Annotated in this window: 3 protein-coding genes; 2 read left to right on the top strand and 1 reads right to left on the bottom strand. The window is 55.4% G+C overall.

Annotation, left to right across the window (positions count from 1 at the left end):
- Positions 1 to 51 precede the first annotated feature (51 nt).
- Positions 52 to 1,263 (top strand): phospholipase D family protein, encoded by a 1,212-nt coding sequence (locus tag QZR14_RS01135; RefSeq protein ID WP_096134206.1) that lies wholly within the window; start codon positions 52 to 54, stop codon positions 1,261 to 1,263.
- A 455-nt stretch (positions 1,264 to 1,718) separates the two neighbouring features.
- Here the strand turns inward: QZR14_RS01135 and QZR14_RS01130 are convergent, their stop codons facing one another.
- On the bottom strand, positions 1,719 to 7,814 hold the full coding sequence (locus QZR14_RS01130; RefSeq protein WP_311995649.1) for a hypothetical protein: 6,096 nt from the start codon (positions 7,812 to 7,814) through the stop codon (positions 1,719 to 1,721).
- Between the two features lie 412 nt (positions 7,815 to 8,226).
- Between QZR14_RS01130 and QZR14_RS01125 the strand changes: the two genes are divergently transcribed.
- A complete protein-coding gene (locus QZR14_RS01125) occupies positions 8,227 to 12,066 on the top strand; it encodes a hypothetical protein (RefSeq protein ID WP_311995648.1) in 3,840 nt (1,279 codons plus the stop codon).
- The last annotated feature ends 194 nt before the right edge of the window (positions 12,067 to 12,260 follow it).

Raw genomic sequence — 12,260 nt, 5'->3', positions numbered from 1 at the left:
TCCCAGAAGCGCACCGGACTTAGTTCAATAGAAGCACGAGGAAAAGCAGAGATGGATGTGAAGTTCCTGTCGGCTTCGCGGACGCAGTCGACACTCATAGCGCTGGTTGAGAACTGCGAGTCGATGCAATGGGCAGTAGCCTGGGCTACCGAGAACGCGGTCTTCGAGGCAGCGATGAAAGACAGCTCGAAGTTCGAGCACTTCGTTGTCGGCACTCATATGTTCCAGACGCAACCCGAGGTGCTTGAGCGGGCTGCAGCACTAGCGGCCGCAGCCGTCGTTCCTCCTACGGGCGATCTGTTCCACCCGAAGGTCTACCTGTTTCGTAACGGGCAACGCATACGCTGCGTGGTCGGGAGCCCGAATCTCACGAAGGCGGCGATGAGCCGAAACGTCGAGGCGAGCGTGCTGCTTGATGGCTCGCTCGACGATGCAGCGCTAGTAGACCTCAGTCGCTTCGTCGCAGAAGCGTGGAAAGGGGCGGAGGACATCTCTCACGAGTTCCTCTTTCGGTACCGTCACCAGTACGCAGCTAAGACGGCTGCGCGACAGGAACTGATCAAGTTCGCTGACGTTCGGCCACCTTCTAAGCCGAATACCAAGCGAGCGCCACATGACATGAGCTGGGCGGACTACCTCGTGCAGGTCCGAAGCTCATCACACCCGTCTGCGCACCTGTTTAAGGAGCGCTTGGGCGTTCTGACAAAGGCTCGCGCCCTTTTCGCGACTGGCATACCCTACGCGAAGTGGAACAAGGACGACCGCAAGCTGGTCGCCGGCACTCTCGGGCGCAAGAAGTCTCAGCAGCCAGGCGTGGACTACGGGCTTTTCGGGAGCATGGGCGCAAGTGGGACGTTCGCGAACCTGGTCATCGAAGCGCCCACAGGTCTCTCCCATGCCCTCGATTTCATCCCGTTGATGGGCGCGGTCACGCAGGACGACTACGACCGCTACTGCAAAGCGTTCAGAGCAGCCTTCGATCAGGACGGGCGAGTCGGCGGACTACCGACCGCGACTAGGCTCTTGGCGATGAAGCGGCCTGACGCATTCGTGTGCATCGATTCGGCCAACCGAAAGGACTTGTGCGAAAACTTCGGTGTCAGCCCGAGCACAACGAACCTGGAGAACTACTGGCAGCGCATCATTGAGCCGATGCACGGTGATCCGTGGTGGAGACATCCGCAGCCGAGCAATGCGGCTGACGCCGAAATCTGGTTGGGACGCGCAGCGCTTCTGGACGCCATCTACTACACGCCCCGTTGAGCCTGCAGCTCTTCGACTTCCTGCGGACGCAGGACACGTCCACCCCCTCTTGAAACCGCCGAGGTTCACCGATGGTGAAGAAGTCGCTGACTTGGTCATCGTCAAAAAAATCTACATCCTGGCAGTGCAGGCCAAGATCCTACGCCACCGCCTCACCATAAGAGAGGACGCGTGGTTTCTTGTGAATATTAGTCTACCGGCTCCCACACGGTTGAAAGTCAGCTTGCAGCCTCCGCCGACGTTCAGCTGCGAAATCCGGCAGACAGCAACCAGCCTTTTCCGGTCACTACCGACAAGTCCCTAACTCTCGCTTTGGGTCGAAAACGGTCGTCGCGAATGGTTGAATCCACAACCCAAAGTGGACCTTCATCAAGGGCAATTTCCCGTCAGTAGCCCTCACTGACTAAACCATCCGGACGAGGCGGTATGCTCCCAGTCTATGTGCACGACAAAGGTCACATGACCTGACTCAACTCCGTTAACCAAGGCCCATACGCTAGGTGTAGTGTAGGTAGTAGATCCGGTCGCATCAGTACGTCACACCCCTCTACGCAGTATGAGTCCTCAACTGAAATCTGATCGCTCCGCACTCGCCACGTACGTTGAACCACCGCAAGGTTTCCGGCGGTATCCACCCATCTCATAGAGCCTGCGTATCCGCAATGTCGCAGATCAGCGAGCATTTGAAGACTTGCCGGGGGGACCAGTAATGAAGTCCTTCCCAACCAGTCATCAATCGGGACCCGGTTTACTAACCAAAGACTACGCTCGTCCATTAGCTCATCTGGACTGCCCGCGCTGATCAACCAGTCCTCAACATACCCTTCGTTGAAAGGGCACGCATCGGGCGGGATATCTTCATCAGGATGCACTGCGACAATCCCGCCCATACGAATAATCATTCGCTGCCGATCCGATTTTATACGTGAGTTTTGAGGATGCTCCTCCTCATAGAAGCCAAGTCGAATCCAACCACTGTACTCCGGATCATCGTCGGCAACTGTGACGATCGGGTTAAGACCATTGCGTGCGCTGGCTTCCCATTTAGGGCGCGGCGTCCTGCTGGCGACAGCCATCAAGTGCGCCGGAATATTTGGCAGAATGTAGCGGAGCATCTCCTCGACCAACTCTGATTCGAAGCCTTCGGGCAGCCCTACGGGATGCGGAAGGCTAACGAGCATGGAGTCAAGAATGGATAGATAGAGTTCCATTTGCCATAGCAAGACTTGGGCGGGAAGACGGGCATTGCCATCACGACCGACACTGAGCTCCCATCGCCGGCGACCTGGAATAGAATCACGCCACATGATGTTATTCAGACGTCCCTCGATGATGTACGGGAGGTCAGGCCAGAACTGCGCCAGAAATTCCATCACTTCAAGCTGCTCAAGTGCCGCGATCATCCGTAACTGTTGACGAACGACCGGCGTGGACGACATCGTCGGATCAGTTCGGTCTGCAACTGTCACATCTATCCTGGCAAGAAGTAGTTGCGCCATGCTCGCCACTGCCCATGAGTCGGACTCGGCACACAGCGTAAGCTCGGGTGTGACATCGGCAATCAGGTGTGAAAGATCGACTGGAGACTCAAGCAACACGCGAAGCACTAGATGCAGCGAGGACACTGATGTATCAGCCAGTAGCCAGTGGCTCAAAGGACGCGCGAATAGATGAGTACGATCACGCAGCAGACGTGCTATGGCACTCAAGACCAGCCCTTTGCGTGGCAAGACCGGATTGCCCAGGCGATTCAGTAGCAGGCTGATCAAGGCCTCTTCCACTGACCAGTCGCAGCCCCCCGGCTCAAGATCTTCAAACCCAAGGTAGCGTCCCGGCAGCGGCAAACGAAGCTCCATCACATCGAATGCCTCCGACCAAGCCTGTGTTGCGATGCCTGGAGCCTCCCATTCGGCAAGCTGCTCAACCAGACGTTGCGTCACACCATGAACATTGCCAGACCGCAGCTTACGGGCCGTCTCGTCTGCTAGCACCTGCCGGGCTTGCGCAGGATCAAGCTCAAGCGCTCTGGCTACCGAAGCTGCGTGCTTACGGCCGCCGACGTTATGCCAGCCGCCGCCGCCTTTTGCACAGCTATATGCAAGCACGTACGTGATGGCGGCCAGTTGTACATGACCGGCGTTATCAAGCGCGTCAGCCAGGCCTTTGATGGCCTGGTAACGATCCCGAAACCAGTAATCCGTATCGTGCACATAAAAGTGGATCAGTCGTTGGGCTGCTAATTCATCGCCTGCGTCGACCATTTCGCTGATGATATAAGCCAGAGGTAGTGTCACTACCCCGTCGATCTCGGAATCCGAGATTTTCGCTTCACCTAGCCTGCGAAGCGTAGACAGCACATCCGTATAGGTACGCGTTTGAGGAAAGGCGGGACGAAGCTCCTCACCTGTGGTGTCGTGTTCACGGGATCTGCTTTTACTGCGTACTATCTGCGTGGGATGACGGTAATCACGCAGGGCTGCTGGAGTTGTAAGCGCATGCTCTGATGCAAATGTAAGAAGTCGCTCAACGGCATCGATCCGATACCCCGTAGCGTCATCTAACACTTCTGCACATAGTTGTGTGAATCGATCCTGGACGTAGGATACGTTGCTCGGGATAAGCCGTTCGAGCGGTCTGAGCCGCTCCATGACAAGCTTACTGCCGGCACCATCATGGTCAACCACGAACAAGATTGAGCCCCAAACCCCATCGAGCAAGAGCGGATCTGCCGTTTCGGCAACCTTCGTCAATACGCTCGTCAGCGCGGCGAGCGTGACCCAAGACTCCCCCCCACGCTCACGTGCCAACGTCGACGCTAAAAGCCGAACACCGCGTACCGGGTCAACAGCCATGAGCGCACTGAACCAGGCATTCGGCGCATGCTTTGTCTCTCTGCCGTCGGTATGGTTCCTTACTGCCCGCACGAGCGGCTGTAACTTGATCAAGCCATCAAGCGCTGCGGTGGAAGACCCACTCTTCAAGGCGCTCACACTCTCGATCAGGTCAAATAGAGAGGTGTCTTTGTGAAACCCGTACCCCAGTAGAAATCCACAAGAGTGCCGCCAATAACTGGCCGCCGCCTCAGGTTGTCCTGCAACTGCTAACGCCTGTGCCACCCGCATGGAAAACTCGGCATGGTTGCTGTAGTAAGTACCGCCGTCTATCTCCTCCGCCACGAGTTCACGATCTAAAGCGTCGACCACCAACTGCGACGCTGATTCATGTTTAGCGTAGGGAATTAGTATCGAAAAAAAAGTATTGGCCGAAATAGCCCCGCCGTCTTCCCTGTCCATCTGGGTCGCAATACCCAGACGAGCCTCGGATATGGAAGAAATGGCGTATTCCCATTCTTCCTGCGTTCTAGGGAGACTCAGTGCTCGGGCGAGGCTATCGGCTATAACTGAATGGATTAGATAGAGGTCGCATGCCCGAGGAGAACCCACGAAGGGACGAAGATCCCCGAGCAGCTGTGCAAAAACAGCATTAGAGTCGTATGGCCTGTTTTGGATGGTCGACGCTTCAGCTTCTGCGCTTGCTATCACGAAACGTAGCCAGCAACGGTACCAGCCCTCTCCTTGAACACGATGCCGCTCTGCGTCCAGGGTTTGTGAGTTGCCAGTTAAGGCTTGTAGACGTGTGGATGCGACCCAGTCACGCACTGGCTGGGCACTATGTAGGTGGCCATCGTCGCCCAGAGCGATGTCGAGCGTATCTGGCTCGACCAAAAATGGTTGGCCATTTTCAACTGAAGCGCCTCGCTCAAAACACCAGATAGCCTGCTCTACCCCTCTAGCGTGACGCAGCGCGTTGCTGGCGTAATCTGCTGCTGCCACAAGGTCGCTCGCCTCCCATGCTACGTCTGACAGCCCCAACCAAGTCGCACACGCGCGCTCATCGTTTAAGCCGAATCGCTGATCAGGTTGAACGCGCACTCGCCCAGCGAGACGTTCAACGGAAGACATAGGTAGCTCGTGAGAGAGCATGCTCGAAAGCCTACGTACGAAGATGAATTTGAGTTCTTCCTCGAAATACAACTGATCACAAACCTCTCGGGCGACCCCAAACGTATACCCTAAGCGCAGTTGTCCACGCAGCGATGCTAGGTAAACCTTCTCCTCCTCATACAGATCAGCCTCAGGATCGAAGTGATCAGAGTGACTGCTGCGGTCGCCGTCAAACCACAACTCAAGGTATTCCGCCCAAGGTGCTACTGCGCCTTGTGCCTCGACCGCCTCACACGCGAGCAGTCCTTGAGTCGCATCCAGAGTTGGTTCCCCATCGAAAAGCATGCGTTGTGCGAGAGCGTGCGGCCCATGTAGCGCCTGGTAGGTGATCCAATACGGATGCCAGCGATTTGTACCTTCGTCAAAGCACATGTCGAGTGAACGGAAGATCTCAGAGCACCTGAGCAGCACTGGCCAGTTTCCGCTACTTGCCGCAATGTCCGCTGCAAGCGAGACGCCGTTCTCAATAGACGTTCGAGAGTGTCCATGAACGAGACTGTCACGCGCAAAGGTGGCAGAGACCCGCTCCAGAATCTCGTCGTCCCGCCCCACCCGGCGCAAAGAGGGAAGCAAAAAGCGGTATGAGCGAGCGTCCTGAAAAAAGTCCTTGGATTCTAGCCAGGCGATGACCGGATTCAGGATATTGCGAACGCTTTTGCCTGCGGCTTGTAACTCGTCAAGAATGAAGCGCCTGAAGCTCTCATGAAATATCCGCACACCGCCTTGACCTGTGGCGCGGGAAAGGATGGGGGACAGCATGGCCAGCGCTTCGGGAACATAGTCTTGCATCAAGCTCCCGACAATTTCTTGCAGCTCTGCCTCCGTCACCGAGAAATCAAGAACACCTAGGATATTAGCCACGGGAATGGTGTTGCGGCTGGCGGTCAGGTTCAGGTGTTGATAGTAACGGGTAATGTCACCGTCCAAGGCTGGCGCTGAAGATAGCCACTCATGAGGCGATTGAATGCGCCCGCTCTTTAACCCCTCAACGAGGCCAACCGACAAATAGCGGGTGTAGAGTGGATTTCCTTGGGCCTTCGACGCCAGTAAGGTGAGTAACTCGTCTCGTTCACCTTGGTCGCAAATGGCGACGTCTTCAAATGCTTGTGAAACGCCGTGTTTGTCACACAGAGAAATTATTTCTTCGCGTTGCCATGCTTGAAGGGTGTGCTGGTGCAGTGAGTCCTTGAAACGATCTCGGAGAGGATCAAGATGCTCGCCAGGTTGAGAGCCAATGACAAGCGATACACCTTCGGGTAAAGCAAGTGTAGATAAGCGCTCCACGATATCTGTTTCATTGTCATTTAGGCTTTGAGAGGTGCTGCGTACTCGCGCAATGTGATCTAGACCGTCGACAATAATGACGACTCGGGAACCGCTTTCAACGATCTGCTGCAGGCTTACTTCAAGGACATCAGCTCCTGCCGCGAAGGTTTGCAGAGCAGATACGCTCTCTTGCTCACTCAACCAGTCCTGGATATCCCCCAGAAGATTTGCAAACAGGATGTTGGTGCTAACCCGCTTCTCTGCCAAACCGTCTCCAGGGGCAAGGAAACAATAGTGCTGCGCTACAACAACACCGCGATTTCGCAAAAAATCGGCAAGCTGCGTCAACTCCCAAGATTTACCTGATCCTGGGCCAGCAAGGATCAAATGAACGCCGCCCTGCAGCACCGTTTCAGCCAGATTGTCGCGAACGTGCGGTCGCGGCTGTAGCACAGAATTATCAATCGGGAACTGTTGAAGTACTCGCCCGAAATCTGTGCGCAGCATCAAACGACTTGCTACGTCCCCAGGAGTCAGTCTTTCGCCTTGAATGCGCGCGTTGGTGGCGATGTGAATAGCTAACGCTGCAACATCCTCAGGCCGTCTTTCGGCGTTGGGATATCGCCCTACTCCAACATCCTTCTTCAACAAGTCGAGCAGTAAATCCTCTAACGGGCCGGGGCTATCAAGATCAAGCGTTGCTGAGGGCAAAGCAAGTTCAATGACAAAGCGCTCGCAAAAAGCGACAACCTGATCTCGGGTAAGCGGTGCTGGGCCCTCCTTGGAGGGGCAGAGTACCGAGAGTTTGGGGCCTTCGGCATGTGGCCATATTCGAGCTGAATCGATGCGATATCGCTTTGTAGTAAACCCTGCGAACGTGCCAGCGGCATCTGACACTTCAAATAAAGCGGACAAGGCGTCGGCTATAACAGGGGTCTGCCAGGTCGCGCAGAGCCTGTACTCGTCAGCTGCGTCCATGCCTGCATGGGTGAACGTCTGAACCAAACGGTCAAATCGAAGAGAGGAGGCATGGCCTGTGAAATCTTGAAGCTTCAGTGCGACGTCGGGGTTCAGGCTGGACTTTAGCTGGCGCCGGATTCTGGTTCCATTGGCCGTCACCTCAAGATCGTCGAAGCGGTCGTCTTCGACAGTTTTACGATCTACGATGACCGCTTCATGCTGGTGAACAAGTGCTCGAACCAGTAAGTATGCGGTAACCAAATCTTGGTAGGCATAGCCCCTATGAGCGGCGCTCAAGGAGCCCATGTGTGTCGTAATCAAATTTCCCGCTCCTTTTAAAGCCCGGCACTAGGGCCCTCCTTCACTGGCTACACATATTAAGCTACTGATGGCTTTTTGGTTGCTCTTTGCAAAATGCTTTTAGCAACGATGGCGCGCCCCCTCTGAGGGCGATCAACAGTGACTGCAGGTAGTTTTGCACCACGGAAATTCGCACTCGAATCGAAGAGGGCACGTGCGAGATGCGATTGCTGGAGAACAACCAGCGGTCCGGGGCGGCCGGCCTCATAGAACCGCTAAAGAAAAACTGGGTGAGTCCAGATTTGACTGCCAGTTGACCGCAATAGCCCTAACCCATCCTGATTTTTGCTATCAACCGAACTTCAGGACCATGGTCGAGGCAGGATGATTCGGCTAAATTGCACCACCGCACTGCAGATCCATGAGGAACTGGATGTCTATCGAAATCATTGGCCCCAAAAAATACAAATTCCAGGATCGTGTATGTCTGCTTTTGGCGCTGCAGCATGCACAGAGCGCACACGCGCAATTGGAAATCGAACCGCGCGGTGGCGAAGATGCGCAACTGGTTTTTGACGATGGCTTGAGTCGCAATGTCGTTGAAGTTCAGGTCAAAGGAGCGAAAGCAAAAGTCACTGTTGATGAACTCGCGGATTGGCTTGCCCATTTCCCGGCACACGAGGCCGAGGATCCTTTGATTGCACGTCTGGTCAACATCCCTACCCATAACGTCATGATGATCGCTTCTGGCCGCTGTGATGATGCCACATCTACTTACGTGGCCGATCTTGGCGATCCGATTGCCCCTTGGCCAGCGACTCGAATCAAGAAGCCAGACCTTGCAAATATCCGAAAAGGTTTAGCGTCTTATGAGGTGCCCCTCGATGGGGATAGCCCTCTGCAACAACAGCGCAGAAAGGCCATCGGCACCCTCTTCTCTCTGCTGAAGGATCCAGCGCTGCGTCAAGCCGTACGACGTGTACGCATAATCGAGCGGCTGGACGAAAGCACGGTGCGGCAAATGTCTGAAAGTCTTCTCCAGTCTGTTCACGGAGTCGTTCCTGACCTTATCGCCAGGACGTTGACAGCCCTGGAGACCATCATCTTCGACGCGAAAGGCACCGGCGCCGATGTGCTGCCAGCGATCCGGACGCAAATACGGGCGGCCAGACCCGACGAACGCCTGGCTCCCGCTGGCTATATAGCCCGAGGAGATGAGGAAGACCTAAAACTCAAATTAACCACGCAAAAAGTACTGCTCCTCGCCGGCCGGCCGCGCATCGGTAAGACCATGACATCGCGGCAACTTGCGGGGGACTTTGAACAAATGGGGTTCATCGTCAAAATTGCCGAAAGCGTCCAATCGGCTCAACGGTTCTTGATGGATCCGGTGAACGAGAATCGCCTTGCCGTTGTGGATGATCCTTTTGGCGGTGCGCACGCCACTGACGATGCCGTCCGAGAACTCGCTCTCCTTGAGCAATTGTTAGGGTCGATCGGCGCAAACCGAAGGCTTATCGTCGTCCAAGCGCAGGACCGATTGCTGGAGGTCACGCGCAAAAGGTCTGTCGATGAGATGGAAACGCGTGGAGTGAAGTGGATAGAGCTTGGCCACCTGGACTGCGTTTTTTTATCAAATGTCTGGACGCAGGCCTGCACAACCTACTCCGTACCGAAATGGCTGAGTGAGTGTGTGCGATCTGCCCTCTCCACTTCGGCACTCGATCTCGAACCAGGCTGCCTGCTTTATCTAGCTACAAACCACCATAAATTGTCAGCGGGTGCAACGCTGCCCGAGATAATTCGGCTCGCGCGAGAAGATGCTCAGACGCTCGGCCGAGCCTTAAAGGCGGAGGGGCTTGCCCCTCTTGTCACCGCCTTGGCCATCTCGACCACACCCGACCTGCCAGTTTCCCCTACAGAGTTGGCATTCGCAATGGGTGCTGGCGGGCCTGATCGTCCTGGCCGGAGTAACGTCACTGGCAAATCAATTTCCATGGGAGCCGCGACGACTCGGGGCAGCCGTCCTGAGCCACAGTACGATACATTACCGGAACTCATTTCTGGCACGGACATATTGGTCGAAATGCTGGAGGCGCGTCGGATTTTGGAAATTCGAGCAGGCGGCTTGTATGCGTTTACCCACCCATTCTACCGAGCGGGTTCTGAGTCACTGATTGACGGTGCTACTGCGCGCGCAGAAAAAAGTGCTCTCGATACAGTGGGTCGTACCCTGCTGAGCCTGTCACCGGAAAGCTCTGATGCGGCCGCCAGGAATCTTTCCTGGCTCTACGATCGACTTGATACCCCGGATGGTCGCGCGGCGGTGATCAACATCGCAATCGATGGCCTAAGCTCAATCTTCCCAAGAACACGGGATGACTGTTTTGGCTTCTTGGTGAAGCGACTCACGCAGTTGCCTTCTGAAACGCAAAGTCAGATCTCCAAATGGGTTTCAGCTGTCACCTTTTTTGATATTGACGATGTGGAATGGTTTAACGGGCAGCCCCGTATCCCAGCTGGGAGCATGGGTGGGACCATAGAAGTCGACATGTTCGCCAAAGAAAGGCCCTGGAAGGAGATTAAGGATGTTGTTCGAGCGCTCGACAACGCCGAAGCCACTGTCATTTCGCCGGAGCAAGCCGCAGCTGCGCTTACACACTTAAGCCGTCATCCGAAAAAAATGACGCCCAGCTCTGCAGGACGGCTCCTCAGCTATGATGTCGCATTGATCCGAGCGCCATCTGCCGCTGCGTGGCTTTCTGTACCCCGTTCGGATGACGATGATCTGCTGGATCGTATATTCGGAGAAGAACATCCGGCTGTCGCGACAGAGGTGCTCAAGTCGGTCTTGGATGTTTGGGGTGACTGCGAGCCAGAAAGGCGCCGCAAGCTTCAAAGTGGTCTGGTACGAATGGCAGACTCTCCAATTGCTGCTTTGGCGTTCATCGAGCGCCTTGTGCTTTTCGACCGTATCGAGGAAACCGGCGACACCCCCCCTTGGGAACTGTTCAGCGAGTTGATGAGCCAGGTCATGAAAGCGCTACCTACCGGTGCCGTCTTTCGCGAAGCTCGCCTTTACAACGTGCTGTCTGAAGGACTGGGGCATATACCAAATGAAGCGCTCATGCGGATCGCGGATCACTGGATTGATTTGCTGCACAACAGTGTCAGAAACCGCCGACTCAGCGACTACATGCTAGGTGTGACAGACATCCTGATTGAAGGTACAACTTCCGAACCCTCGACACGTTCAGGCCGCGTGCAAAGGCTGTTGGAATTACCGGGTACCAGCGCTCGTATTCGCGTTGTCGCCGACCTGGTTCAGCGGTGGGACTTGCTGACACCTGCAGAACAACATGCGTTGCTGAAGCAGCTGAAAACCCCGGCCGAAGACCTTGACTGGCTGCGAGCGACCGCGATCACGCGAAAATCAGTCCCTCCTGAGATTCTGACACTCACCCTCCCAGGGGAGGGGCTGGTTGCGCTGAGTTCACTGCCGGCGATCCTGAATACCCCAACGGCGTTGCTGAATGCTGTTGTGCACGTCTACACAGGGTGGCATCCAGAGGTTCAGTACATTGGAGTTTACGGAGGACCGCACAAGATCTGGCGGCCTGTCGTAGCATACTTCGCTCAACATGCCAGCCATCCGATGTTCGAGATTTGCTGGGAGACGTTGCTTTCCTTAGGGGACACCGTTGAGCTCTCGGAGGCAATAAAAGCCCTCGGCGCTGATCATGCTCCGCGCCTGTTCGACATCATGCTTGCGCGGAATATGCAGACCACAGGCGACTTTCTACCGAAGGCATGGCAATCGCTCTTTGAGGTCGCAGCAGATGAACAGCTCACCGCACAGTGGATCGGCCTAATGGCCAAGGCTGCCCCTTGGGTCCTGGACGAACTTACAGAGGTCGATGAGTGGATCCCCAGAGCATTCATAGAGCAATTTCTGAAGCATATGGAGCCAGATATGAGGCTCATGCAGCTCTTGCAAGCGCTGTCTAAGCTGGCAAACAGTGACGCCGTTGTACCGTCATATGCATCCGATCTTACCGATCTATTGCGGAAGCTTCTTGAGGCACAGCCACCTCGACATTGGGCGACTTGCCAATACCTCGAGCGGAGAGTCAAGAAGTTAAACATAGACAGCACAGAGTTGCTGATGGAGATTGAAGCCTTGCGGCTCAAACTGCTCAATGAGCGCGAGCCCCGTAGCTACCCAACATATCCGCCGCTCGATGGATGGGTTATGGCCTCGATGACCGGATAAATCTGAAGCTGAAGGATCAAGCTGCCCCTAAGCCTTCACGGCTAAGGGGCTAACGTTCGCAAAGATCAAGGTAGACCTCCTGCAAATCACATCGCTCAGTCCACAGGCCCGCAAACAGCTTTGGTGGACATATTTTTGATCGTGTTTGCCATGTGCACGGCATCAAGCATCCTCTGACCAAGGTCTACGACCCC

The organism is Pseudomonas sp. rhizo66, from assembly GCF_031931925.1.
In the GTDB taxonomy this organism is placed as follows: Bacteria; Pseudomonadota; Gammaproteobacteria; order Pseudomonadales; family Pseudomonadaceae; genus Aquipseudomonas.
The sequence above is the reverse complement of the archived record's forward strand: the minus strand, read 5'-3'. Positions and strand labels throughout refer to the sequence as shown.